The organism is Rhodococcoides kyotonense (assembly GCF_900188125.1).
GTDB lineage: Bacteria > Actinomycetota > Actinomycetes > Mycobacteriales > Mycobacteriaceae > Rhodococcoides > Rhodococcoides kyotonense.
Genome location: NZ_FZOW01000006.1, coordinates 279,245 through 304,861 on the forward strand (window position 1 = coordinate 279,245; position 25,617 = coordinate 304,861).

At 64.7% G+C, this 25,617-nt stretch carries 26 protein-coding genes; 8 read left to right on the plus strand and 18 right to left on the minus strand.

Annotated elements, in window-relative coordinates; genetic code table 11:
• Complete coding sequence (locus CHB96_RS12755) at window positions 1-1,005, minus strand: NAD-dependent epimerase/dehydratase family protein (RefSeq protein WP_089246638.1); 1,005 nt, start codon at window positions 1,003-1,005, stop codon at window positions 1-3.
• Window positions 1,005-2,399, minus strand: coding sequence for a WS/DGAT/MGAT family O-acyltransferase (locus CHB96_RS12760; protein WP_089246640.1), 1,395 nt, complete (start codon window positions 2,397-2,399; stop codon window positions 1,005-1,007). Before CHB96_RS12760 ends, CHB96_RS12755 begins: the two co-directional genes overlap by 1 nt.
• Window positions 2,400-2,457: 58 nt before the next feature.
• On the opposite strand from CHB96_RS12760, the gene CHB96_RS12765 reads away from it, so the two are divergent.
• From CHB96_RS12765 to CHB96_RS12775, 3 genes are all read left to right on the plus strand, one after another.
• The gene (locus tag CHB96_RS12765; protein WP_089246642.1) at window positions 2,458-3,762 is read left to right on the plus strand and encodes a WS/DGAT domain-containing protein; all 1,305 of its coding nucleotides are present in this window, start codon (window positions 2,458-2,460) and stop codon (window positions 3,760-3,762) included.
• 87 nt (window positions 3,763-3,849) lie between these two features.
• Entirely contained in the window at window positions 3,850-4,479 is a 630-nt protein-coding gene (locus tag CHB96_RS12770; RefSeq protein ID WP_089246644.1) for a GPR1/FUN34/YaaH family transporter, read from the plus strand.
• A 64-nt stretch (window positions 4,480-4,543) separates the two neighbouring features.
• Entirely contained in the window at window positions 4,544-5,398 is an 855-nt protein-coding gene (locus CHB96_RS12775) for a PE-PPE domain-containing protein (RefSeq protein WP_089246646.1), read from the plus strand.
• On the opposite strand, the gene CHB96_RS12780 is transcribed toward CHB96_RS12775, so the two are convergent.
• From CHB96_RS12780 to CHB96_RS12800, 6 genes are all read right to left on the minus strand, one after another.
• Window positions 5,395-5,856, minus strand: a complete 462-nt coding sequence (locus CHB96_RS12780) for an SRPBCC family protein (protein ID WP_089246648.1) — start codon at window positions 5,854-5,856, stop codon at window positions 5,395-5,397. The genes CHB96_RS12775 and CHB96_RS12780 overlap by 4 nt on opposite strands.
• Before the next feature lie 13 nt (window positions 5,857-5,869).
• Window positions 5,870-6,235, minus strand: coding sequence for a VOC family protein (locus CHB96_RS12785; RefSeq protein WP_089246650.1), 366 nt, complete (start codon window positions 6,233-6,235; stop codon window positions 5,870-5,872).
• A 165-nt stretch (window positions 6,236-6,400) separates the two neighbouring features.
• On the minus strand, window positions 6,401-7,255 hold the full coding sequence (locus CHB96_RS30110) for an IS3 family transposase (RefSeq protein ID WP_245865549.1): 855 nt from the start codon (window positions 7,253-7,255) through the stop codon (window positions 6,401-6,403).
• Window positions 7,252-7,740, minus strand: a complete 489-nt coding sequence (locus tag CHB96_RS30115) for a helix-turn-helix domain-containing protein (RefSeq protein ID WP_245865551.1) — start codon at window positions 7,738-7,740, stop codon at window positions 7,252-7,254. Before CHB96_RS30115 ends, CHB96_RS30110 begins: the two co-directional genes overlap by 4 nt.
• An 85-nt stretch (window positions 7,741-7,825) precedes the next feature.
• Entirely contained in the window at window positions 7,826-8,812 is a 987-nt protein-coding gene (locus CHB96_RS12795) for an alpha/beta hydrolase (protein ID WP_089246652.1), read from the minus strand.
• Window positions 8,813-8,916: 104 nt separating this feature from the next.
• Window positions 8,917-10,803: an alpha-amylase family protein gene (locus tag CHB96_RS12800; protein WP_089246654.1), complete on the minus strand. Its 1,887-nt coding sequence runs from the start codon at window positions 10,801-10,803 to the stop codon at window positions 8,917-8,919.
• A 35-nt stretch (window positions 10,804-10,838) separates the two neighbouring features.
• On the opposite strand from CHB96_RS12800, the gene CHB96_RS12805 reads away from it, so the two are divergent.
• Window positions 10,839-11,798: an SDR family NAD(P)-dependent oxidoreductase gene (locus CHB96_RS12805; protein WP_089246656.1), complete on the plus strand. Its 960-nt coding sequence runs from the start codon at window positions 10,839-10,841 to the stop codon at window positions 11,796-11,798.
• Here the strand turns inward: CHB96_RS12805 and CHB96_RS12810 are convergent.
• Window positions 11,793-12,485: a VOC family protein gene (locus CHB96_RS12810; protein WP_089246658.1), complete on the minus strand. Its 693-nt coding sequence runs from the start codon at window positions 12,483-12,485 to the stop codon at window positions 11,793-11,795. The genes CHB96_RS12805 and CHB96_RS12810 overlap by 6 nt on opposite strands.
• Before the next feature lie 71 nt (window positions 12,486-12,556).
• Between CHB96_RS12810 and CHB96_RS12815 the strand changes: the two genes are divergently transcribed.
• Window positions 12,557-13,717: a winged helix DNA-binding domain-containing protein gene (locus CHB96_RS12815; protein WP_089246660.1), complete on the plus strand. Its 1,161-nt coding sequence runs from the start codon at window positions 12,557-12,559 to the stop codon at window positions 13,715-13,717.
• Window positions 13,718-13,868: 151 nt separating this feature from the next.
• Here the strand turns inward: CHB96_RS12815 and CHB96_RS12820 are convergent, their stop codons facing one another.
• The 9 genes from CHB96_RS12820 to edd form a co-directional block, all read right to left on the minus strand.
• Complete coding sequence (locus tag CHB96_RS12820; RefSeq protein WP_089246662.1) at window positions 13,869-15,389, minus strand: carboxylesterase/lipase family protein; 1,521 nt, start codon at window positions 15,387-15,389, stop codon at window positions 13,869-13,871.
• Window positions 15,386-15,991 (minus strand): TetR/AcrR family transcriptional regulator, encoded by a 606-nt coding sequence (locus CHB96_RS12825; RefSeq protein WP_089246664.1) that lies wholly within the window; start codon window positions 15,989-15,991, stop codon window positions 15,386-15,388. The genes CHB96_RS12820 and CHB96_RS12825 overlap by 4 nt, the downstream gene beginning before the upstream one ends.
• Before the next feature lie 158 nt (window positions 15,992-16,149).
• Entirely contained in the window at window positions 16,150-16,413 is a 264-nt protein-coding gene (locus tag CHB96_RS12830) for a type II toxin-antitoxin system RelE family toxin (RefSeq protein ID WP_089246666.1), read from the minus strand.
• A complete protein-coding gene (locus CHB96_RS12835) occupies window positions 16,410-16,694 on the minus strand; it encodes a type II toxin-antitoxin system Phd/YefM family antitoxin (protein WP_089246668.1) in 285 nt (94 codons plus the stop codon). Before CHB96_RS12835 ends, CHB96_RS12830 begins: the two co-directional genes overlap by 4 nt.
• Window positions 16,695-16,832: 138 nt before the next feature.
• Window positions 16,833-17,912, minus strand: coding sequence for a redox-regulated ATPase YchF (gene ychF, locus CHB96_RS12840; protein WP_089246670.1), 1,080 nt, complete (start codon window positions 17,910-17,912; stop codon window positions 16,833-16,835).
• A gap of 21 nt (window positions 17,913-17,933) precedes the next feature.
• Window positions 17,934-18,719, minus strand: a complete 786-nt coding sequence (locus CHB96_RS12845; RefSeq protein WP_089246672.1) for a TIGR03620 family F420-dependent LLM class oxidoreductase — start codon at window positions 18,717-18,719, stop codon at window positions 17,934-17,936.
• A 96-nt stretch (window positions 18,720-18,815) separates the two neighbouring features.
• Window positions 18,816-19,133, minus strand: a complete 318-nt coding sequence (locus CHB96_RS12850; protein ID WP_089246794.1) for a CD225/dispanin family protein — start codon at window positions 19,131-19,133, stop codon at window positions 18,816-18,818.
• An 83-nt stretch (window positions 19,134-19,216) separates the two neighbouring features.
• Window positions 19,217-19,834 (minus strand): bifunctional 4-hydroxy-2-oxoglutarate aldolase/2-dehydro-3-deoxy-phosphogluconate aldolase, encoded by a 618-nt coding sequence (gene eda / locus CHB96_RS12855; RefSeq protein ID WP_176444270.1) that lies wholly within the window; start codon window positions 19,832-19,834, stop codon window positions 19,217-19,219.
• Window positions 19,835-19,862: 28 nt separating this feature from the next.
• Window positions 19,863-21,686: a phosphogluconate dehydratase gene (edd, locus tag CHB96_RS12860; protein WP_089246676.1), complete on the minus strand. Its 1,824-nt coding sequence runs from the start codon at window positions 21,684-21,686 to the stop codon at window positions 19,863-19,865.
• A 142-nt stretch (window positions 21,687-21,828) separates the two neighbouring features.
• Between edd and CHB96_RS12865 the strand changes: the two genes are divergently transcribed.
• The 3 genes from CHB96_RS12865 to CHB96_RS12875 all read left to right on the plus strand — a co-directional run bounded on the left by CHB96_RS12865 (window position 21,829) and on the right by CHB96_RS12875 (window position 25,605).
• Complete coding sequence (locus CHB96_RS12865) at window positions 21,829-23,010, plus strand: ROK family protein (RefSeq protein ID WP_089246678.1); 1,182 nt, start codon at window positions 21,829-21,831, stop codon at window positions 23,008-23,010.
• Window positions 23,011-23,147: 137 nt separating this feature from the next.
• A complete protein-coding gene (locus CHB96_RS12870; RefSeq protein ID WP_089246680.1) occupies window positions 23,148-25,433 on the plus strand; it encodes a carbon starvation CstA family protein in 2,286 nt (761 codons plus the stop codon).
• Between the two features lies 1 nt (window position 25,434).
• Window positions 25,435-25,605 (plus strand): YbdD/YjiX family protein, encoded by a 171-nt coding sequence (locus CHB96_RS12875; protein WP_089246682.1) that lies wholly within the window; start codon window positions 25,435-25,437, stop codon window positions 25,603-25,605.
• The last annotated feature ends 12 nt before the right edge of the window (window positions 25,606-25,617 follow it).

Below are 25,617 nucleotides of genomic sequence, written 5' to 3' on the forward strand. Positions count from 1 at the left end.
TCAGAGCCTGCCGACAGTCCGCAGACCCGCCACCGTGGCATCGAACGTCTCACGGGAGAGCCGATACCGCACTCCCAGTTCGGCTTCGGTGGCGGAGTCGTCGGACGGCGGCATCTGCGTGTAGTACTGCATCGCGGCGTCGGAGATCGGCGAGCGGCTCACCGGAGTCTCGAACGGTACCAACACATCCAACGCATCGGCAGCCTTGCCGACGACGCGCAGCGCCGCGTCGGGAACCGGGACGGGCACGACGGTGATGCCCGCGACGTCGCGCAGAATTTTCGCGATGGAGTCCACGGGTAACCAGGTACCCCCGACCATGTACCGCCGAGGACCACGTCCCGGCTCGAGCACCGCCGCATGTATCGCCGCGAGGTCGCGCACATCGACGACCGTCCACGCCGCACTGCGCCCGGGCAACACGCGCATCCGAAGCGCTGCTTCGACGCCGTCCGCCGCCTCACCGAACCGATCGCCTGCGGGCGGACCGAGAACCATCCCCGGATACGTGATGACGACGGGCGCTCCCCCGTCCTGCATTCCGCGAGTGTAGATGTCCACCTGCGCTTTCGAGCGGCCGTATGCGTCCGTTCCCCCGACGACCGGCAGTTCGGCATGCAGCATGTCCAGGTCGGGACGGAACAGCGCCGTGAAACTCGAGACGTGGACGATGGGATCCAGCCCCAGCGACGCCGCCCCACCCAACACGTTCTCTGCACCGGTGAGGTTGGTCGTGAGCATCTCCTCGGCGCGTCGGGGATCGGTTGCGACGACGGCCGCGCAATGCACCACGCTGTCGCATCCGTCGAGCGCCCGGAGAACGGAGTCGCGGTCGGTGATGTCGCCGAGCCAGATGTCGTCGGTGTCGAGTCCGATGCACGCGGCGCTCGTCTCCAGTCCGGCGGGATTGCGGACGAGATACCGCACATCGTGTCCGGCGTCGACGATCGCCCGTGCCGTCCACGCGCCGACGAATCCGGTTGCGCCCGTGACGAGAACGCGCATCAGCCCTCCCCCACCCGAGTGTGTGCCGCGTCGAGAAGCTCGTCCAGTGCAGTGGACATGGCGTCGGCCAGTTTCTGTAGATCCGGCGCCTGCTCACGGCAGGCGATGATGCCGACGTCGAGGCGCCCGTCGCCGGACATCACGGTGATGTTCAAGCCCGCGCCGTGCATGATCGGCCCGAGCGGGAACAATCCGGTCACCTTCGCTCCCAGGAAGTACAGCGGGACCGGTGGGCCGGGAACATTCGAAATCACGAGATTGTGCACGACGGGATGGCGCTCGGCCAGATCCAACGCGGCGTACGCGCGCATCGCGATGGCAAACGTGGCGGGAGAGGCGAACTGGGCCCAATCCTGCAGCAGCGACGCCCCGATCTCTCTGTTGTGATCCTTGCCGACCTCGTGACTCTTCGAGATGACGCGGAGTCGCTCGGCCGGATCCGCGATGTCGGTGGCGAGCGAGGCGAACATCGCCGACACCTGGTTGGTACCGGGCCTGCTGCTCTTCTCGTGCACCGATACGGGTACGACGCCGATCAACGAGTCCTCCGGTAACCCGCCCATGCCGTCGAGATAGATTCGCAATCCGCCCGCGCACATGGCGAGTACGACGTCGTTGACCTTCGCACCGAAGGCGTTCTTGACCTTCTTCACGTCACTCAGACGCAGGCTGGCGAACGCAACGGTTCTGTGCTCGGTCAGTGTGCCGTTGAACGTCGTCCGCGGGGCCGTGAACGGCGACGGCATCGCCTCGCCCCGACGGGAACGCCCGATCCAGCCCGTCAGGATTCGAGTGGTTGCAGGCATGATCGTCGCCATGTGCAGCGGACGCGTCGCGAACGAGAAGAGCCCTGCCACAGCAAGATCGAATCGACGCGCAGATCCGACCCCGGTCACCGGCGTCGGCGCAGGTGCGTCACGCTCCAGGCTGCACAGCTGGGAAATGATGTTGGCTCCGGAGACGCCGTCGACGGTGGAGTGATGCATCTTCAGGAAGACGACCATCCGGCCGTCCGGCGTACCGTCGAGCGCCCAGAGTTCCCACAGCGGCCGCGTCCGATCGAGCTCCTGCGCCGCGAGATACGCACACACGGAAGCGATTTCACCGCTTCCGCCCGGCTTCGGGAGCGTCATGTGATGGAAATGTCGGTCGATGTCGAACTCGCTGTCCTCGATCCATGCAGGATGGTCGAGGTTGAACACGCTGTCGTACAACTTCTTCCGCAGCGTGGGAATGGCACGGATCCGCGTCGACAATTCACGCTTCAGCGAATCGGCGTCGTAGCGGACGTCGTCACCCGCGGGTTCGAGTTCGACGATCGCGCACACGTTCAGAGGCTGAGTCGACGTCTCCAAGTACAGGAAGCTCGCATCGAGTCCGCTCAACCGCTCCATCGCACCAATGCTAGAACCTGTTCCATTTATCCGTCGAGAATTCGGCTATCCTGAACCGATGCGTGGACGTCTGCACCCCACCGACGCCCAGACCTACTGGATGTCCTCCGCCATCCCCAACGACCAGTTCGCTCTGTTCTGCTTCGAGTCCTCCTGCTCGGCGGAGGACGTTGCCGCGGATCTACTCGATGCTGCTCGCGACATCGACGAACTGGGAGTGCGCATCGAGGATTCGCGCATCGGATACCCGCGCACCGTCGCATCGCCGGTCAGCCCGGATCATGTCGTCGGTCACGGATCTCCCGGCGAGTGGAGGTCATGCCTGTCCACAGTGTCCACACTGTTCACACACCAGGTCGATGCCCACGAAACGCTGTGGCGCATACACCTTTTCGACCGGGTGACGAACGCTCCTCGATGCGGCGGACCTGCCCTCGTCGTCGTACTGCAGTTCTCGCACGCCCTCGGCGACGGACGGGTCGTCTCCGCTCTTGCCCGAAAAATCCTCGGGGACCGCGAGCAACGTGCCCTCTCGGTGCCTCCGCGTCGGCGACTGAATCCGGCAGAGTTCGTGACGCGAGCGAATCGAGCACGGCAGTCCGAACGTCTCCTGCGCGAGGACACCGCCGCAGGCCGGGTTCCACCGCAGGCACCCGGCCGACCGAGAACGCGTGTCAACAGCGCACCGACGGGTGCGACCTCGGTCAGAACCGTCGTTCGTGATCGGACCGAATTCGCGCGCGGTGCGACGACGGTGACCGTCGGGGCGCTGACGGCCGTGTCCGTTGCCCTGTCTCGCTATCTTGCGCTGCACGGCGACGCGATCCCGTCGGAACTCGGCGCCGAAGTGACGATGGGCAAGTCGGGTGATCGACACGCGCGCAACCACTTTCGCAATGCCGGCGTGGACCTGTTCCCGGATATCGACGACCTCCGCGAGCGGGCTGCGCGCATCGCCGCATCCCTCGACGCACGCCGTCTACGCGCCGACCATCCCGCGATGGAAGCGCAGTCGCGAGCGGCCGAGATGGTGCCTGCCGTTCTTCTGCGTTGGGGCATCCACCAATTCGACGCCACCGCGGTGCCCGAGTCGGTCACCGGCAACACCGTCGTCTCGTCCGTCGCGCGAGGCCCGGCCGACCTGACACTCGGCGGTGGACCCGTGCGTTTCACGGCAGGCTTTCCTGCGCTGTCACCCGTCATGGGCCTGACCCATGGCGTCCACGGCATCGGCGACGTCGTGACCATCGGCATCACGTCGTCGAACTCCGCGGTACCCGACCCGGACGTCTACGAGCAGCTGATGCACGAGGCCGTCGACGACGTCTCCCGCGCCCTGCACAGGACAGCTCGCTCCGGTTAGCTGTCCCCTGCCCGTTCGGGCTGTTTCCGGCGAGCGGGTGCCGGGAAACGGCGTCGGCGGCGCGGCTTCGTTCGTAGCTTTGCCGCCATGACAACCTCCGAAGCAGCTACTGCAGACTCCGTCGTACTCGCCGATCTCGAGCCACCCGTAGCCGATCCCGCGCTGATCGGCGTTCCCACGTTCCTGGTGGGTTCGATCGCTCTGGGACTGGTACTGACCGGCTACGTTCCCGCCGCGGCGACGGGCGCGTCGATCCCGATCATTCTGGCGGCTACGGGAATCGGACAACTCGTCGCCGCGGTGTGGGCGGCCAGCCGAGACCAGAACGCCGTCGCGAGCGTGTTCGGAATCTTCACCGGATTCTGGCTCAGCTACGCGGTTCTGGTTCTCGGCCTGACGAACGACTGGTTCGGCATCACCGCCGACGACGCCGTCGGCACGCAGAAGCTGTTCCTGCTGACGTGGCTGGCCGTGATCGTGCTGTTGACGGTCGCCAGCGTGCGGCTGCCGTTCGCGTTCACGCTGCTGTTCGCACTGATCGATGCGGCGCTGCTGTTCGTGTTCCTCGGTACCGCGAATGCGAGTACGTCGCTGACAGCGGTCGGCGGATATCTGGTGTTCTCGTTCGTCGTCGTCGGCGCTTATCTGTTCCTCGATTCGATGAGTCGCGCGACCGGTGGGCGTGGGCTGCCCCTCGGCCGGGCGGTTCTGCGCTAGTTGCCAGGCTTTTCTCAGAGTTGTTCGGGTACGGGTCTCAGACTCGTCGACCACGATCGAGCCCATGACGCAGATGACGGTCTTGGCAATAGGTGGGACGGGGGAATCGCACCCGGCCGATCACCGCACCGCCGTGACCGGCATTCTGCGACACGTCACCGACGATCTGGACGGCCGATTCACCGCGAGGTGGGTCGGCTATCCGGCGTCGTACGGTCCTGTCGCGGTCGGTGGATTGAGTTACGAGCAGAGCACACGCGTCGGAGTACGACGGTTGATCTCCGCGATCGCCGAGGCCAAGGGCCCGATCGCCCTGATCGGCTATTCGCAAGGCTGCTCGGTGGTCCGGGAAGTGCTGGGCCGGATGACGTCGGGCGAACTCGAGGCGGGATCCGTCGTTGCTGCCGGGTTGATCTCCGATCCGCAGCAACCGGCAGGCGTCGCCCCAGGGTGCGGCGGCAGTGGCGTCGCCGGGCTTGGACCGGATCTGCCCGACGCGGTAGCGGTGACCTGGATCGGACATCCACAGGACATGATCTGCAACGCCAGCGACGACAGCTACATCCGCGACATCGCCGACCTGACGCGCACCATGTCGTTCCGGACCGCGAAGAACTGGTTGCGTGCACTGTGGATCCTGTTGCGCACCAACGGTTTCCAGAACGCAGGCAAGACTCACCTGACGCCCAGGCAATGGCTCCGCGATGTTCGACGCGTCCGCACCGCCACCGGCGAGCTGCGCGGGTATCTGCCGTGCACGCTGACGTGGCATCGCCTGAGGGTGTCGAACCCGTCGGGCAATCGCCACGTCGCGTACGCGAGCGAACCGTTCGACGCGAGTGGTCTGACCGGATGTCAGATTCTCGCGCAATGGCTCCAGGTGCAGGCCACATTCGGTGGATACGAGCTTGCGGCCTAACTCTTCTCGGCTTGGGTCTTCAGCTGAGCGAGGCCCTTCTCGAAGTCCTTCCCGACGACCTTGTCCATGGGGAAGATCTTGCCCACGATGGTGAAGAACAGGTTGTTCTTGCCCGTCATGGCCCACGTGACCTCGGCGCCGTCGGCTCCGGGATCGATGGTGAACGTGGTGATGTTGGTGGCCTTGAACGGCTTGGTGAAATTCAACGTCAGCCCCACGAGCTGACCCGGCTTGGACTCCGTGATCGTCATGTTGCCCGCGCCTGCTTTACGGTTGCCCGACCAGGCGTACGACGCTCCGACTCCCCTGTCGGGTCCGGTGTAGGTGCGCTGTAGATCGGGGTCGGCATCCTCCCACGGTGACCAGGTGCGCCAGTTGTGGAAGTTGTCCAGCAGTTCGTGAATCTTCTCGGGTGACGCGGCGATGGTGGTCTTGCGCTCGACCAGGAAGGTGCTCATGCGCGAATGGTAATCAGTTGCGCCGACATAGGCAGAAGATGTGGCCCACCGGATCACGAAACACCGTGAAACCGGGATGGTTCTCGTTGCCTTCGAGCTTCGTCGCGCCGAGGCCGAGTACGTAGTCCTCGCTGGCGGCCATGTCGTCGACGACGAGGTCGAGGTGGATCTTGATGCCGTCAGACGGCCAGTCCAGCGGCACGAAATCGGGTGCCTTCTGGAACGCGAGCCGTAACTCACCCGGGCCCTGGAGCACGGTCCAACTGTCGTCGGTGCTCGCGATCTTCCAGCCCAGCACCTTGCCGTAGAACGTGGCGAGCGCTTCGGTGTCGGGGCAGTCGAGGACGGTGTAGTCGACGTCGATCTTGGGTGCGGTCATGACACACAGTCTTCAACGCATGAATGGCGCTTTCAAGCTATCTGTCAGCTTGAAAGCGCCATCGATGCGGCCCGGCCGTGCACCCCCCGAGCGCATGAATGGCGCATCCAAGCTATCTGTCAGCTTTGCACTGGGCCCCGGAAGTTGGACTGGCTAATCGAAAGTCTAGGCGGCGAGGGTCTGGGCCCGGTAGTGCACCGGGCTCAGGCCTTCGAGCCGTAGGGATATCCGGTCGTTGTTGTACCAGTGGATGTACTGGTGGACCGCGGTGATCAACGCCTCGATGTTCAGGTAACGGACGTGATGGAACGCTTCCTCTTTGAGATGGCCGAAGAAGTTCTCGATCATCGCGTTGTCATGGCAGTTTCCTTTACGTGACATCGACTGCACCGCGCCGCAATTGGCGATCAAGGCCCGCCAGGTCACGTGCTGATACTGAAAGCCTTGATCCGAGTGCACCAACGGTGCCTCGCCGTCGTCGAGCGTGGCGATCGCATCGACGAGCGAGGTGTTGGTCAGCTGCAGGCTCGGCGATATCCCGATCGAGTAGGCGATGATCTGGCGATCGAACAAATCCATCACCGGCGACAGGTACGCCTTCTCGTCACCGACCCGGAACTCGGTGACGTCGGTGACCCACTTCTGATTCGGCTGCGTGGCGGAGAAGTCCCGGTCGAGCAGGTTCTGTGCGACCGCACCGACCTCCCCCTGGTAGGAGACGTAGCGCCGTCTGCGGCGCACCGGGCAGTGCAGCCCGAGCACACGCATCAGCTTCAGTACCGTCTTCTTCGCCACCCGCCAGCCCTTGTTCTTCAGGGTGCGGTGAACAGGGCGGTGCCCGTACCTGTTGTGACTGCCGGAGAACACCGAGGTGATCTCGGCCTTCAACGCTGCATGCTTGTCCGGCCGACCGAGCCGGGACTGGTGATAGAAGAACGTCGAGCGGGCCAGCCCGGCAACATCGAGCAGCACATCAAGGCGATACTGCGCCCTGAGGGAGACGACAGCGGTGACCTTCACCGTCGTTTCTGATCCCTCAAGGCCCTCAATTTTCCCAGGTACGCCACCTGCGTCCGCAGTCGCTCGTTCTCGGCCCGCAACTGCTCGAGTTCGGAAGCATCGGCGGCCGCAGAACCCGGCGGGGCAGGCGGACGACCCCGACGTTTCGAACGCAGACCATCAGCGCCCTCGCTGCGGTAGATCCGCACCCACGGATCGATGATCTTCGCCGACGACAGTCCGTACTCGCGGGCGAGTTCGATTCTGCTCTCCCCGGCCAACACTCGTTGCACCACAGTGAGTTTGAACTCTTGCGAGAACCTCGTCCGGTCCGGTTTCTCTGTCAACGCCGTCCTCCCACGAACCCGCCACCGCTTGTGCAGCTCCGCCGCTGCGCCCTTGCTGACGCTCAGCTTGCCGGCCACCCACACCGAGCCCCGGCCATCCTCGAACAACGCTACCGCCGCCGACCGCTGATCCTCGGTAAGTGAACTACTCGCACGCATACAACTGCTCCCCTCGAGTCGGAACTGAATTTCTCAGTCCAACTTCCGGGGAGCAGTGCACTTCGATGCGCCATTCAAGCAAATTTTACTGCCCCAACGCCGGTGCGAACGTCGTGAACCACGCGTCGTGCAGGTGCTCTTCCCAGAAGTTCCACCAATGCGTGCCGGTGCCCGTGATGCGGACCTCGGGGTTGATGCCTGCTGCGCGGAGTGCGGCGACGTAGGCGCGGCTGCTCAGGCCCGATGCGGTCTCGAGCGGAACCATCTGTGCGAACTTGACCGGATCGAACTGTGCGGACACTGGGTTGACCGTGGGATCGGTCAGCGGCGAACCGGTGCCTGCGGAGACGAAGACTGCGGTGTTGCGCAATGCCGCGGTGTTACGCAGCGGGTCGTTGTAGCGCCACGCGTCGGACGGCCATGCGCCCCACATGTTGCGGGCGTTGCCACCCATTTCGCCGACGGAGACCTGGATGCCCTGGGCGTAGCCGGGGCTGCTGGCCGACGGGTACCCGCTGAACGACGCGACGGCCTTGTAGAAGTCGGGGTGGTGAGCTGCGAGGTTGAGCGCGGAGGTTCCGCTCATCGACAAGCCGGCGATCGCGTTGTTGACGCCGTCGCTGCCGAACTGTGCGGCCATGACCGGCGGAAGCTCCTGCGTCAGGAAGGTTTCCCACTTGACGACGCCCAGCTTGGGATCGGGCTGCTGCCAGTCGGTGTAGAACGTGCCACCGCCTCCGAACGGGATGACGACGTTGACGTGCTTGTCGGCGAAGAACTGCTCGACGTCCGTCTCGATGAGCCAGCCGTTGTTGTCGTCGGGCGCGCGGAGTCCGTCGAGCAGGTAGATCGTCGGGGCCGGGCCTTCGCCTGCTGCCTTCAGAACCTTGACGGGGATGTCCTTGTTCATCGCGTCGGAGTGGACGTAGACGAGCGCGGAGTCCGCCTGTGCGACTCCGGTGCCGAGGAATATCGCACCGAACGCCGCGATCAACACGGTCACGAGTCCCGCCACGAGGCTGGAGCGCAGCCTGCGGAGTGACCCGGGAACACTGCGGGCACGAGTAAGCATCGAGAAGTCCCTTTTCGTCCGATCCGACCGACCTTCGGGAGGCAGGGTAACAGGGAAATAACGCGGGCGCCTCTTCGTCGTCGACGCTGAGCAGGGCTAAGAAATCAGACGATCCACCACGCCGCGTACGGCGGGATCCACAGCGATCCGTCTGAAAAGACGAGTTCGTGCTGCGACAACACCTCACGAGGCTCGGTCAGTCCGAGCTCCCCGAGACGACCAGCAGAGAACGGCCGATGCTCACCTGTGACGTTGAAGAGTCCGACGAAGTTGCCACTCGGATGCCGACGCGCAATCGCGAGCACGCCGTCGTCGACGTCACCGAGCACCTCGACGGGAGCCTCGGCATGCAACATCGGAAGCCCCTTGCGCACAGCGGCGATGCGGGCGATACCGTCGAACACCCGTTGCGCGTCGGAGCCCTCGTCGAACCGCCCGGCACGATCCGCGTCGGTCACACGCGGCCGATGTACCCACCGATTGTCGTCCGAGTGGCCCGGTTCGCTCGACCACAGGGCGTCGCCCGGCGAACCGATTTCGTCGCCACTCCAGACGACGGGAATGCCGCCCCACGCGGCAACGATGGCGTGCGCCAGGAAGATTCGTGCGAATGCACCGTCGGGATCCTTGCGCGACGGCCCGAGCCCCGTCAGCGCTGCCGCGGTTCCACTGATCCTGCGGTCTCCGGTCTCGCGATTGTGCTGGAAGACAAGCCCTTCGGACCACGATCCCTCGAATTCACCGGAGTACCAGTCGGCCAGGAAGTGCCGATGCCCCTCGCCGGTGATGCCCTTGCCCGCCGCGTCACCGTCGTCGATGGCCCAACCGATGTCGTCGTGGCATCGGACGTAGGTAACCCAGGTTCCGCTCGGCGGTGTCGGCGGCAGCGATCCGAGTGCATGACGCGCGAGATCCGCACTGCCGGAGGCCAACATCGACCAGACGTGCACCATCAGACTGTTGTGGTACGCGATGTCGGACACCTTGCCGGTGTGCCGCCCGAGTCCCAGATACGGCAGAAGATCACGTGGACCGACGATCGCCTCCGCCTTGAACAGCGTTGCCGGCGATGCGATTCGAGCCGTCGCACGCAGAGCTTGAGTGATCGCATGCACCTCGGGTTGATTCTGACAATTGGTGCCGAGCCGCTTCCACAGAAACGCGATCGCATCGAGACGCAGCACTTCGACGCCCAGGTTCGCCAGATGGATGACGATGTCGGCGAATTCGAGCAACACTGCCGGGTTGGTCCAGTTCAGATCCCACTGCCACTCGTTGAACGTCGTCCAGACCCATTCACCGAGTTCGTCGTCGAACGTGAAGTTGCCGGGCGCGAAGTCCGGGAACACCTCGGGCAGCGTGGTCTCGAACGCGTCGGGCGTCGCACGATCGGGATAGATGTGGAAGTACTCGCGGTAGGTCGCGTCGCCCGCACACGCCTTCGCGGCCCAGTCATGCTCACGCGCAACGTGATTGAGAACCAGATCGACGACGAGACTGATTCCCTTGCCGCGCAACGTCGTCGCGAGATCGCGTAGGTCGTCGTTCGTTCCGAGATCGGGACGGACGGACCGATAGTCCATGACGGCGTACCCACCGTCGCTGTCGCCGGGCCTCGGATTCAAGAGCGGCATCAGATGGAGGTAGGTCACGCCGAGATCGGTGAGGTGATCGAGCCTGTCCGCCATGCCTTTCAGCGTCTCGCCGTAGCGGTCGACGTAGCAGGCGTACCCGAACATGTCGGGCTGCTGGAACCAGTCGGGCTGCAGCAGACGCCGATCGTCCAGCTGGTGCAGATCGTCAGGGCGATCCACGAAACCCTGCGCGGCGACGGCCACGAGCGCGGCAGCTACCGCGTCGGGATCCGGAAACAGAGTGGTGACGGCGTCGTGCAGATCGGGCCACCAGCGCTCGAGACGGAGTTCGAACGTTGCGCGTCGATGTTCGGGAAGATCCGACAGGATCTCGCGTGCCGCCTCGGGGAGAGCCATGCGTGCATCATGACACGACTGGGTACACACCCGTCATGACCTCAGTGACGAGCATCCTCGACACCGTCCTCGATCGCACCGTCGTCCCCGGCTACACCCGCATCGGCTCCGCGGTCCGCAGCCACTTCTGGCCCGCCGACCCCGTTCCGTTTCCCGCGCCCGTCGACATCGTCGTCACCGGCGCCAGCTCCGGCCTCGGCGCCGCGACGGCATCCCGTTTGGCCCAGCTCGGTGCTCGTGTGCACCTCGTCGGCCGTTCCGTCGAACGCCTCGATCAGTCTGCCGAGAAAATCCGACAGACCGTGCCCGACGCGGACCTCGTCGTGCGTCGGTGCGACGTCGGCGATCTCGATTCGGTTGCCGAGTTCGTGACCACGCTCGCGTCGGAACTCACCGATCTGCATGCCGTCGTCCATTGCGCGGGCGTCATGCCCGACGCCCGCGAACTCACGCCGCAAGGCCACGAAACTGCCTTCGCGACGCATGTGCTCGGCCCCGTTGCGATGACCGTCGGATTACGAGAATTGTTCGACGCCGGATCCCGTGTCGTTTTCGTATCGAGTGGCGGGATGTATCCGGTTCCGTTGCGCACCAGGGACTTCGAGTTCGCCGACGGCAAGTACTCCGGCACCACCGCCTATGCTCGAACCAAGCGTATGCAGGTGGTGGTCACCGAGGAACTGGCCTCGCGGTTGAACGAGGAGAACGATCCCGTCGTGCACAGCATGCACCCAGGATGGGCGTCGACACCCGGTGTGACGGATTCGCTTCCTCTGTTCGACAAGGTCATGAAACCGCTGCTGCGCAGCCCGGCCGACGGTGCCGACACCATCGTCTGGCTCGCCGCGTCGGACGAGGCCCTGACCAGTACCGGCAAGTTCTGGCACGACCGAGCCCAGCGCCCGACGCATTACCCCTCCTGGCGCGGGGACTCGCAGGACGCACGCGACGCACTCTGGTCTACGGTCGTCGAGGCCACCGGGATCGAGCTATGACGTCGCGGTGACGACCCAGACATAGCCGTCGGGATCGGTGAAACTGTCCTCGGACGTGACCGTCGCACCGGCGGCTTTCGCCTTGTCCAGCAGGGGGGCGATGTCGTCCGGCCCGGTGCGGTGTTCGAGAGTCAGGTTCGTGATCACGCCGCTCCCCTCGGCGACTCCCGCGTCTTTCGCCAGAGCCTTGCGCGTCATCAACCCCAGACGATGTGCGCCGTCCGCAGGCGCGAAGTCGATGTATTTGTCCCCGTAGTCCCTGTCGGTCGTCAGGCCGAGCGCTTCGTAGAACGCCTTCGACTTCTTCGGCGATTCGACGCCCAGCAGTGCCGCGATCTCGGTGGGCTTCGGCTCGGCGGCGGCCGGGCCGGTGTCCTTCTTGGTGGGCGCCGCGACCTTCCAGATCGAGCCGTCGGGTGCCTCGAAGACACCGGAGAACGCACCGAAGAGCATCTTTTTCGCGGGCTTCAACACGGTCGCGCCTGCGCGGGCCGCCGCGTCGACGACGGTCTGCACTTCGGTGGGCTGCTCGACGATGTAGGAGACCGTGTAGCCCTGGAACCCCGACGGCTTCTGATCCGCGTCGGCCACCCGGACGACGTCGGGGGCCACAGCGGCTGAGTAGAACCTACGAGCGATCTGAGGATCGTGCGCTCCGAGCGTGATTGCGTCCAGTGACAGTGTCATGCGGATCAGGATAAATCGGGCGGAACGCTGAGTACTTCTCGATTCGTGATCGATGCCGTCACACTGTTGACGTGAAGATCACCGATGCTCAGCGGCGTACCCGACTCGTGACCCGCCAGTTCGCGAATTTCGCGTCGCCGGAGGACGTCGTCTCGTCGTTGTTCGCGCTGCACGCAACCGATCCGGCGTCGGTGTATCTGTCCGTGCTGGCCCGCGCTCGGTCGCTGACGGTCGAGGACGTGCGCGCCGCGATGTACGACAGGCGTTCGCTCGTCCGGATCATGGCCATGCGTCGCACGTTGTTCGTTGTCGCGCACGACGATGTCCCGACGGTCCATGCCGCCGCAAGCCTCGGCGTCGCACGGACGATGCGTGCCCGCTTGATCAAAGAGGTGTCGACGCTGCCGACCGAGCCGGTTATCGACGACGTCGCCGCGTGGCTCGCGCAGACAGAAGAAGAGACGATGACCCATCTACGGGCCGTCGGATCCGCGACCGGCGCCGAATTGTCCTCTGCCGTCACACTGTTGAAGACAGCGATCCTGCCGACGACCGACAAGTCGTACGACGTCAAGCGGTACGTCACCTCACAGGTTCTGGTGATGATGGCTGCGGAGGGCAAGATGGTTCGCGTCGAGCCCCGGGGTGCGTGGACGTCACGTCGGCACGCGTGGGCGCCGATCGACGAGTGGTGGCCGGGCGGAATTCCCGACGCCGACGAGGCTTCGAGTCGTCGGGATCTGGTGTCGCGGTGGCTCGAGGTCTTCGGACCCGCAACGTTCGACGACATCCAATGGTGGACTGGCTGGAACAAGACGCAGACCCGCAATGCCATCGCCGGCATCGATACCGTGGATGTTTCCCTGGAGGCTGGTGACGGAATCATGTTGCCTTCCAGCACTTTCGATGGTTCCGCACGCGGGGTGATGCTGCTGCCCGCGTTGGACCCGACACCGATGGGCTGGAAGCACCGCGACTGGTATCTCGGCGAGTACAGGAAGCCGCTGTTCGACAATTTCGGCAACATCGGCCCGACGATCTGGTCCGACGGCCGCATTGTCGGAGGGTGGGCGGTGTCGCCGTCGGGCGAGGTGGTGACGGAGTTGTTCGAGGACAGCGATACTCGCGCCGTCGCCGCGGAGGCCGGGCGTATCACCGACCTGCTCGACGGGGCCGCGATCGTCCCGACCTTCCCGACGCCGCTGGAGAAGCGCTTGCGCGGCAAGAAATGACGACGCACCGGGACTGACTGCACGTTATGTCCCGAAATCGACGGGATCCCGCCTGTAATGTGCAACGAGTAGCGTTCGTAGACTTCGATATTCGATCCGGTCGAACGCTGCCACGTCCTCTCGAACACGCCGCAGTCCCTGAGCCTTCCCTCTACTGGCCCCAGAACCCGCACTGGTGGGCGTCGGCATAGTTGCCCACGGTCGAGTCTGGGTTACCGAACTCCCAGACGGGGCCCGACGCGTCGGATGTGCGTGGCCAGCCTGGATCGCCCGTGTGCGCGAACTTCGACCACGCGTCGATCATGTTGTCCGACAATTCTTTCTGGCCCGGCTGTGTCAAGAAGTCGTGGCCTCCCAGATCGAACGTGTACGGCAGGTCCGACGCGTGTGCTGCGCCCGGCGGCAATCCCGTCGCGGCTATTCCGCTGACGTCGGGGGCGGTGGCGTCGGCGAATTCGTACGTCCAGACGTCGGCGCTCTCGGCGAGTCGCGATGCGTTGCGGAGCGTCGGGCAAGACCACGCGGAGTCGGTGACCACCGTGGACCACGCGAGGGCAGCATTGTCGAAAGAGCTTCGTGGATAACGTTGTTCGACCTCCTGGGCTCGCGGTCCGAACGCTGCGGCGATGAGATCCGAGTAGTTCTCGTCGGTGACGGCAGCCGGGTCGGCCAGTAGCGCTCCGCCGATGAACGCGCGATGTTCGTCGGCGGTGCCGCCCATGATGACCGGCACGTCGGTCGTCGTTGTCGCGGGGTCGCCCGGGAGCAGTTCAGTGCCGTACGCGAGGCCGTTGCCGAACGCGCTTCCCTGTTCCACCAGGGTGCCGACGGGCATGTTGCGCAGACACTGCAGCGTGTCCCCGGTGCAGTTCAGGGACGCCGCAATGCCGACACCGGTCTGCTCGGACTCGTCGAGCGTCGTGTATGGCCTGATCTCGGGCAGGCCTGGGTAGAGTGCGCCGGCAGGCCAGTCGACCTCGCACGATCCCGACATGATGATGGCCTTGTCGACGAGACCTTCCGTCTCCGGCGATCCCAACGCTGCACACGTCGAGAAACCGCCGGCGGATTCGCCCATCAACGTCACGTTGTCGGGGTCGCCGCCGAACGCTTCGGCGTTGTCGTTGGCCCACCGGAGTCCGGCGAGTTGATCTGCGAGACCGAAGTTTCCGGATCCTTCGAGGCCGGGCAGGCCGAGGTACCCGAACATTCCGAGTCGATAGTTCACGGTCACGACGATCACGTTGCCCTGCTCGGCGAAGCGCTTCGCGTCGTAGTCCGATCCGGCTCCCTGCGTGTAGCCGCCGCCGTGCCACCAGACGACCACGGGAAGTTTGCCGGACGGCTCTCGTGGGGTCGTCACGTCGAGGAACAAGCAGTCTTCGTCGGTCGACGGTTGACCGCCGGAAGCGTTTTGGGGACAACGGTTTCCGGATTCTGTGGCATCGAGCGTCTCGTCGGTGTCGGCGACGGGCTGCGGGAGCGTCCATCGTTTGTCACCCGTCGGCGGTTCGGCATATCGGACGCCGAGGAACTGGCGCGTCTCGCCGACGGTCTTGCCGTGGAGCGTTCCGGTGGTGGAATCGACGTCGTCTTGGGTCGTACTGTCGGTGGTCGTCGAACATGCCGCGATAAGGAGCAGGCATGCGAATACCGTCCAGATCTTCTTCATCGGTTCTCCAGTCGAGTTGCAGCCAGTACGGTGTGCAGCACTTCCTCGATGAGCGAGTGCGTATCCGAGCCTGCCGCAACACGTTTCAGGGCTGCGTCGAGGATGGACCGTATGACGACGGCCATCAGCTCGGTATCCATCGGCCGGAACTGGCCGACATCTATCCCCCTGCTCAAGATCATGTCGACCTCGAGCATTTCCGACGCGTGTTCGCCGCTCGTCGCGCGAGGTGTGTGTCCCGACGCGAAGATCGACGCCAGCGAGCTCATATGGCGTGGATAATTCGCGTAGAACTCGATGCTCCCGGTGATGAAGTGCGCCAACGCATCTCGCGGGGTAGTCGCATCGGTCACGGCTGGGCCGACTTGCTCAGCGGCTACGGAGTACACCTCGGCGACGACGGCATCGAGCAGGCCGTCGCGACTGCCGAAGTGATACGTCAGCACTCCCCTACTGACTCCGGCGCGCTCGGCCACCTTGTTCAGCGACGCCTTCTCGGCCCCGACTTCTGCGATGACGTCGATCGCCACACCCACCAACTGGGTGCGGCGCGCGGACTGGATGAACGTGGGTGTCTCACGTTCTACCCGTGGCGACGGCATGTGCCCGACGCTAACAGGGTTGACCAATTTTTCCCAGGGGTGGGAAATTCCTCGGCGGCGAAATTTAACCTCCTGTTGTGCGGTTCAGCTGGGTTTTTCCGCGCAATCGGAGGTTGGATTTCCGACGCTCGGATCAGCGGGCCGCGCAGAACTCCGGATCATCTGTACACGTCACACCAGTGCGCGACGCGGATGATCCTGACGACGATGCGGTCGTCGAAGATTTGATAGATCACGCGGAATTGACCTCGACGCGCCGAGTAGTTGCCCGCGAGCCTGTCACGCAGAGGCTTGCCGACGCAGTACGGATTCTCGGCTAGCGGTCCTCTGATGAATTCCCAGCATGCGGCAGCAACCGATTCGGGAAGCGTGTCGACGAGCGCTCTCCTCGCTGCGCCCGTCAGTTCGATTCGGTAGGTCACTGCGGTAGGCGACCAGCGGCTCGCATCTCGTCAGTTACCTGCTCCAGGCTGTACACGTCACCTTGTGCGGCCTCGGATTCCGATTCGCGAAGGGCTTGGGTCAACTCTTGATCGCTGAGGATCGAGAGTGTCTCCATGATCGAGTCGAAGTCGTCGGCACTGAGGAGCACTGCGGCGCGTCGACCCTGCCGAGTGACTTCGACGCGCTGATGGGTGCGAACAGCTTCGTCCACCAGCTTGGACAGCTGAGCTCTCACCTCGGCCAGCGGCAGCGTCGTCATGTACAGAATTCTAGCGTTCGGCGGGGTTAGTTACTGAACAACGGTAGGCAACTTGCTACTGGCTGCACATTATCGGCTGAAACTGACGGGATCCCGCCCGTCCGATCCAGTAATGTGCAGCGAATCCCGTCCGACGGCCTAGACGTTGAAGCGGAACTCCACGACATCCCCGTCGACCATGATGTAGTCCTTGCCCTCCATGCGCACCTTGCCCGCGGCCTTGGCGGCCGCCATGGAGCCTGCGTCGATGAGGTCGTCGAAGCTGACGATTTCGGCCTTGATGAAGCCACGCTCGAAGTCGGTGTGGATGACGCCCGCGGCCTGGGGTGCGGTGTCGCCCTGGTGAATCGTCCACGCGCGCGCCTCTTTCGGGCCCGCGGTGAGGTAGGTCTGCAGGCCCAGGGTGTGGAAGCCGGCGCGGGCCAAGGCGTCGAGACCCGGCTCTGTTTGCCCGACGCTCTCCAACAATTCCGCAGCCGATTCGGCGTCGAGTTCGAGCAGTTCCGACTCGATCTTGGCGTCCAGGAACACGGCATCGGCGGGCGCGACGGACTTGGCCAGCTCCGCGACCTTGACGTCGTCGGTCAGGATCGATTCGTCGGCGTTGAAGACGTAGAGGAACGGCTTCGTCGTCAGTAACTGGAATTCTTTGAGCAGCTCGAAGTCCAGCTTGTCCTTCGCCGAGAACAGGGTCTTGCCTTCGTTGAGCACGGCCTGTGCGGCGATCGCGGCGTCGAGTGCGGGTTTGCGGTCCTTCTTGATCCGCGCTTCCTTCTCGACGCGCGGGATGGCCTTCTCGAGCGTCTGCAGGTCTGCGATCGCGAGCTCGGTCTCGATGACCTCGATGTCGGCCGAGGGGTCGACGCGGCCGTCGACGTGCACGACGTCGTCGTCGGCGAAGACACGCACGACCTGGCAGATGGCGTCGGCTTCACGAATGTTCGCGAGGAACTTGTTGCCGAGGCCTGCGCCCTCGGACGCGCCCTTGACGATGCCGGCGATGTCGACGAACGACACCAGCGCGGGTACTTCCTTCTCGGAACTGAACACCTCGGCCAGCTTCCCGAGCCGCGGGTCGGGTAGCGGAACGACGCCGACGTTGGGCTCGATGGTCGCGAACGGGTAGTTCGCGGCCAGCACGTCGTTCTTGGTCAGCGCGTTGAAGAGGGTGGACTTGCCGACGTTGGGCAGTCCGACGATTCCGAGGGTGAGGCTCACGGTCTATGGAGTCTACTTCGCCTATCCGACCAGCCCCGCCAGCGCCCGCCCAGCATCCAGACTCGACGTGCCCAGCGGTGCGAGGACGACGTGATCGGCCCCGGCGTCCAGGTGCTCCTGTACGCGTCGGGCAATGTCGTCGACGCTCCCCCACGCGACGACGGCGTCGACCAGATTGTCGCTGAGACTGTCGACGTCCGCGCTGGTGAAACCCATCCGCAGGAAATTCTGCCGGTACCCGCCGACCGTTGCGAGAAACGACAGCGGTTCGCGAGCGGCTGCGCGGGCCTCGGCAGGATCGTCCTCCAGTACGACGAACTGATCGATCGCGAGAACCGCGTCGCCGAGAATCCCACGAGCCTCGGCTGTATAGGACGGCGTCACGAGCAGCGCGACGGCACCTGCCGCCCGATCCCGCGCCACCTCGAGCTTCTTCGGACCGAGTGCCGCGAGCAGAATCTTGTCGGCGGGAACGCGCAGCGCGTCGAGATAGCCGTTCAGAGCTTTCAGCGGCCTGGCCGCCTGGGGCCCACCCAAACCGACAACGAATCTGCCCGACGCGGCCAGCTCGTCGTACAGAGTGCTTGTCTCTTCCGGCCCGAAGACGTCGACCGGGATGATGCCGGGGACGATCCGAGCCGACGCCGTCGCGTCGACCAGATCCGCGAGCCGCCCGAGCCGGTCGATCCGACCACCGGGCAACCACAGTGACGTGTAGCCGAGCGACTCCAGTTCGCAGGCAACGTCGAGGTACGAATGGCCGACGTCGATGGCGATGCCGACCCTGCCGAGACCGAGTGTGTCCATGGGCTCGACGCTAAAACCTCGAGCATCGTTCAGGTCAAGCCATGTGCACGAAAATACATAGCCCACTATGTATTTTCGTGCACATGGGCGAAGCCCCTACCAACTGTTGCTGGCACCCGCGAGAGCAATGAGGAGCACGACGTAGAACCCGACGAACACCACCATGAACGCGACCCAGATCCACAACGCGATCTGACCGAGCTTCTTCGCCCTGTCCGACGCGTACTGTGCGCCTTGGAAATCGCCCATCGCCCACCTGGGATAGACGTTCGAGCTGTGTGTGAAGGCGGAGAACGCGAGGGGCCAGAAGAAGAGCACCGCCGCCACCGCCCAACCGGCATTCGTCGGTGGGGGCGGTGGCGGCGTGTACTGAGGGTAGGACTGGCTCGGGTAGGACTGGCTCTGGTCCGTCATGGACGGCACTGTATTACGCCGTACCGCGATTGTCTTCTGCTTCGTTGCGGCCTCACCCCACGTGCACGAAAATACATAGCCCCCTATGTATTTTCGTGCACGTGCTGGGCAGCAGCCTCGACCGCATCCCAGTCCTCACGCGCGAGAACGTCGGCCGGTGTGATCCACGACCCACCGACGCAGCCGACGTTCGGCAGCGCCAGATACGACGACGCCGACGCGGCGGTGATGCCGCCCGTCGGGCAGAAGCGCGCTGCGGGCACGGGCGAGTGGATCGACTTCAGGAAGTTCGCGCCGCCGGAGGCTTCGGCGGGGAAGAACTTGAGCTCGGTGTAGCCGGCTTCGAGCAGCGTCAACACCTCGGACACCGTTGCCGCCCCGGGCAGGTGGGGTAGGCCGGTGTCGCGCATGGCCGCCGTCAGGGTCGGCGTACTTCCGGGTGAGACCAGGAACTGTGCGCCTGCATCGAGGGCCTGCTTGGCCTGGCCAGGAGTGACGATGGTGCCTGCGCCGAGCAGGATGTCGGGGACCTCGGCCGCGATACGTTCGATCGCGTCGAGAGCGACCGGGGTCCGCAGCGTCAGCTCTATGACGGGCAGGCCGCCGGCCACGAGCGCCTTGGCCACCGGAACCGCATGGTCGAGGTTCTCGATGACGACGACGGGAATGACAGGGACGCGGTCGAGCAGGGATTCGGACATGATCTCTTTCTTGTCGGTGGGAACGGTTTCAGCGCATCACGAACATCGCGCCCTCGTCGGCAGGCCCGACGAGCGCTCGCATTCCGGAGAACAGGTCGCGGCCGGTGCCTGCCCATTCGTCGTTCGTCGGTGGACGTCCGGTGATCGGCCGAGCTTCGAACGCGGGCATGGTGACGTCGATCGACAGTGTGCCTGTGGTCGAGTCGAGCGTGATCATGTCACCGTCGCGAATCTTCGCGATCGGTCCGCCGTTCGCAGCCTCGGGCGTCAGATGTATTGCGGCAGGCACCTTTCCGGATGCGCCGGACATGCGACCGTCCGTGATCAGCGCGACGCGGTAGCCGCGGTCCTGGAGGACGCCGAGTGCGGGGGTGAGCTTGTGCAGCTCGGGCATGCCGTTCGCCTTCGGCCCTTGGTATCGGAGGACGGCGACGAAGTCCCCCTCGAGCCGGCCTGCCTCGAAGGCTGCCAAGAAGTCGAGTTGGTCGTCGAACACGCGCGCCGGCGCGGTGACCACACGATGCTCTGCGGCAACGGCGGAGGTCTTGACGACGCACTTTCCGAGCGGGCCGGTCAGCATCTTCAAGCCGCCGTCGGCACTGAAGGGCTCGTCGGCTCCGCGAAGGACACTGTCGTCGTGGCTCATTCGGGTGCCGTCGTGCCACATGACGCCGTCGCCGTCGAGCTTCGGTTCCTGCGTGTACCGGCGCAATCCCGGTCCAACAATAGTTTTGACGTCGTCGTGCATCAGGCCCGCGTCGAGCAGGGACGAGATGGTGAAACCGAGCCCACCGGCGGCGTGGAAGTGGTTCACGTCCGCTTGACCGTTCGGGTAGATCCGCGCCATGAGCGGCACCACCGCGGACAGATCCGACAGATCCTGCCACGTCAGCGTGAGTCCGGCCGCACGGGCGATGGCGACGAGATGCATCGTGTGGTTCGTCGAACCGCCGGTTGCGAGCAGCGCGACGCAGCCGTTGACGATCGCCTTCTCGTCGACTATTTCACCGACAGGGGTGAAGTTGTCGCCCAGGGCGGTGAGCCCGGTGGCGACACGGCCCGCTTCGCGAGTCAGCGCGTCGCGCAACGGTGTTCCGGGGTTGACGAACGACGACCCGGGCAGATGCAGGCCCATGACCTCCATGAGCAGCTGGTTGGAATTGGCGGTTCCGAAGAACGTGCACGTGCCACTGCCGTGGTACGACGCGGCCTCGGCGTCGAGCAGGACATCGCGTCCCACCTTGCCCTCGGCGTAGAGCTGACGCGCTTTGGCCTTCTCGCCGTTGGGAAGTCCCGACGTCATGGGTCCCGCAGGCACGAACACCGCGGGCAGATGACCGAAACTCAATGCGCCGATGAGCATTCCTGGAACGATCTTGTCGCACACCCCGAGCATCAGGGTGGCGTCGAACATGTCGTGGGACAACGCAATTGCCGTCGACATGGCGATGACGTCGCGGCTGAACAACGACAGTTCCATGCCGTCGCGGCCCTGAGTGATGCCGTCGCACATCGCAGGAACTCCCCCGGCGAACTGGGCGATTCCGCCCGCGTCGATCACGGCTTTCTTCAGCGCTGCGGGGTAGGTCTCGAAGGGCTTGTGGGCGGAGAGCATGTCGTTGTAGGCCGAGACGATCGCGATGTTCGGCTTGACCATGCCGCGCAGCGCTTTCTTGTCGGCAGGTCCGGAGGCGGCGAATCCGTGGGCGATGTTGGCGCACGCGAGTCGGCCGCGCGCGGGTCCGCGGTCACCTGCCGAGGCGATGCGATCGAGGTAGGCGGTGCGCTCGGCGGTGCTTCGGCTCGCGATGCGGTCGGTGACCTGGCGCAGGACCGGGTGGATGGTGTCCATATGGCTTCTCCCTGTTCGGTCTTTCACGATTCAGAGTAGAGCCACTTACGCAGATCGACAACTCAACTTATGTTTTTCAAAGTTGTAAGTGGCCGTTTTTAGGTTGTTGCTGCAACTGTTGCAAATTGGTTGAATGGCGTATATGCGATCGTCACGTCCGAGTGCTCCCCCTGCCACTGCAGGTGAGGTCTTCGCGCTCGTTCGCGACGGCGCCGCCGACACGAGGACCGAACTCGGCAAACTCACCGGGCTGTCCCGATCGGCTGTCGCGTCCCGCGTCGCGGCCCTGACCGCGCTCGGACTCGTCGTCGAAACCGAGGACACTCAGTCCACCGGTGGAAGACCGCCTGCGCGACTGTCTTTCGACGTCGACGCAGGCATCGTTCTCGCGGCGGCCATCGGGCGAAGCCGCTCGCAGTTGGGCGTGTTCGGCCTCGGCGGCGAATTCCTGGCGAGCGACACCGTCGATCAGGAGATCGGCGTCGGGCCGAACGAGCTGATGCCGCAGATCACCAAACGCCTCGAAGCACTGATTCACGACGTCGGACGCGCGGACTCCCGCATTCTCGGCGTCGGCCTGTCGATCCCGGGCACCGCGGACACCGCCCGAGGCTGCAGCCTCGATTCGCCGATCATGCACGGCTGGGACGGGGTCCCGCTGGCGCCGTACTTCGCGGATACGGCGTCGGCCCCGGTCTTTCTCGACAACGACGCCAACGCGATGGTCCTGGCCGAACGCCGCGACAACCGCGACCACTTCCAGAATGCACTTCTGGTGAAGGCGTCGACCGGCCTCGGTGCGGGCATCGTCGCAGGAGGCGTGTTGCAACGCGGATCGTTGGGCGCTGCAGGCGAATTCGGCCACACCAAGACCGCAGCGGCCGCAGGCGTCGCATGCCGATGCGGCGACAGTGGGTGCCTCGAAGCCATCGCAGGCGGCTGGGCGATCGTCCGCGCGCTGCAGAACCAAGGCCGCGACGTCGGGCACATTCGTGGCGTCGTCGACCTCGCCGTCAGCGGCGACCCCGAAGCACGACGCCTCATCCGCGACAGCGGCAGGCAGATCGGCGAGACTCTCGCAGGCGCGGTCAACCTGCTCAATCCCGAGGTACTCGTCGTCGGCGGCGACATGGCCAAGGCCTACGACATCTTCGTCGCCGGCCTCCGCGAGACCGTCTACGGCAACGCCACGGCACTCGCCACGCGCGCCCTCACCATCCAGGCGACGACGCACGGCGACTTCTCTGGTGTGATCGGCAGTGCGGCAATGGTATTGGACCACGTACTGAGCGCCCGCGCCGTCGACGACGCACTCGGCGGCTGACGGTAGTTCGCACTCCGAACCATTCGGCGCACAGTCGCTACCACCCGGCGCACGAGCCCATGCCCCTCCGAGGACCTGTCGGACCCCAGGTTTACAGTGAGCTCGATCACATTCACGCCTGCGAGGAGCCCCTTCGAATGACAGCGAGCGCGACGACAAGCCCGCATATCGAGCTTCTGAAAACCGATGACGATCTGCCTCCGGTCGGAGTAGTCGACAAGAGTCCGATGACTGCCGCCAAACGAGTCCTGTTCGTGCTCATCGGACTGCTCGGCGGCGTTGCGTGGACGATCGTCGCCATCGTCCGCGGTGAGAATCCCAACGCCGTATGGTTCGTCATCGCCGCGGTGTGCACGTACGTCATCGCGTTCCGGTTCTATGCCCGGCTCATCGAGAACAAGATCGTGCATCCGCGCGACGACCGTGCCACTCCCGCCGAGATCCTGGAGAACGGCAAGGACTACATGCCGACGGATCGTCGGGTGCTGTTCGGCCATCATTTCGCCGCGATCGCAGGCGCCGGACCCCTCGTCGGGCCGGTCCTCGCAGCTCAGATGGGCTACCTTCCCGGCACGATGTGGATCATCATCGGCGTCGTCTTCGCCGGTGCGGTCCAGGATTTCCTGGTCCTGTGGATTTCGACGCGCCGGCGCGGCCGCAGCCTCGGTCAGATGGCGCGAGACGAGCTCGGTGTCGTCGGCGGCATCGCCGCCCTGATCGGCGTCTTCGTCATCATGATCATCATCATCGCGGTGCTGGCCCTCGTCGTCGTCAACGCGCTCGCCGAGAGCCCGTGGGGCGTGTTCTCGATCGCGCTCACCATTCCGATCGCACTGTTCATGGGCGTCTACCTGCGCTACCTGCGTCCGGGCAAGGTGTCCGAGGTGTCCATCATCGGCGTCGCGCTCCTGCTCTTCGCCATCGTCGCCGGTGGCTGGGTCGCCGAAACCGAGTGGGGCACCGATTGGTTCACGCTCTCCAAGGTCACCGTCGCGTGGTGCCTCATCGCATACGGTCTCGCCGCCTCGATCCTTCCCGTCTGGCTGCTGCTGGCACCGCGCGACTACCTGTCGACGTTCATGAAGATCGGCACGATCGCGCTGCTGGCCATCGGCATCCTCATCGCCCGCCCCGAGATCCAGATGCCTGCGATGACGTCGTTCGCCACCGAAGGCAACGGTCCCGCGTTCTCCGGCTCGCTGTTCCCGTTCCTGTTTATCACCATCGCCTGTGGTGCGCTCTCCGGTTTCCACGCTCTGATCAGCTCCGGCACCACGCCGAAGCTGCTCGAGAAGGAGAAGCAGATGCGCATGATCGGTTACGGCGGCATGCTCACCGAGTCCTTCGTCGCGATCATGGCCCTCGTCACCGCGTGTGTCCTCGACCAGCACATCTACTTCGCGCTGAACGCCCCCGCGACACTGACCGGCGGCACCCCCGAAACCGCAGCCGACTACGTCAACGGCCTCCCCCTCAGCGGCGGTGACATCACGGCCGCGGAACTCAGCCAGGCAGCTGCCGATGTCGGCGAGGAATCGATCATCTCCCGCACGGGCGGTGCGCCGACGTTGGCGTTCGGCATGTCCGAGGTACTGCATCAAGTGTTCGGCGGTGAGAGTCTCAAGTCGTTCTGGTACCACTTCGCGATCATGTTCGAGGCGCTGTTCATCCTCACGACGGTCGACGCGGGCACTCGCGTCGCGCGATTCATGTTGTCCGACAGCATCGGTAACCTGCCCGGCAAGTCGGCCAAGAAGTTCAAGGACCCGTCGTGGCGTCCCGGCGCGTGGCTCTGCTCGTTCGTCGTCGTCGCAGCATGGGGCGCGATTCTGCTCATGGGCGTCACCGATCCACTCGGCGGCATCAACACGCTCTTCCCGCTGTTCGGTATCGCGAACCAGTTGCTCGCCGCGATCGCACTGACCGTGGTCCTGACGATCGTCATGAAACGCCGCCTGTTCAAATGGGCGTGGATCCCCGGGCTTCCGCTGGTATGGGACCTGATCGTCACGATGACCGCGTCGTACCAGAAGATCTTCTCTTCCGTCCCGGCCATCGGCTACTGGGCGCAGCACTCGCAGTTCGTCGATGCGAAGAACGAGGGACTCACCGAGTTCGGAAGCGCCAAGACCCCCGAGGCAATCGACGCCGTCATTCGCAACACCTTCATTCAGGGCACGTTGTCGATCGTGTTCGCGGTACTGGTTCTCATCGTTGCTGTCGCCGGCCTTCTCGTGTGCATCAAAGCTGTTCGCGTGCAAGACTTCCCGGACAGCGAGGAACCCGCCGTACCGTCGAAGATCTTCGGTCCCTCCGGATTCATCCCGACCGCAGCCGAGAAGGAGATCCAGAAGGACTGGGACAAACTGATCGCCGACGGCACGGTCCGTGCCCCTGGCGCCGCGCACACGGGGCACCACTGACATGCGTGGCCTCTGGTGGTGGATCACATCGGTCATGGGCGACCGCGACTACGAGCGGTATCTCGCGCACATGCGTCGTGTGCATCCCGGTGAGCCGGTTCCGTCGGAGCGTCAGTACTGGCGGGAGCGCTACGCCGAAGCCGACGCCAACCCGGGTGCCCGGTGTTGCTGACACGCATGGCTA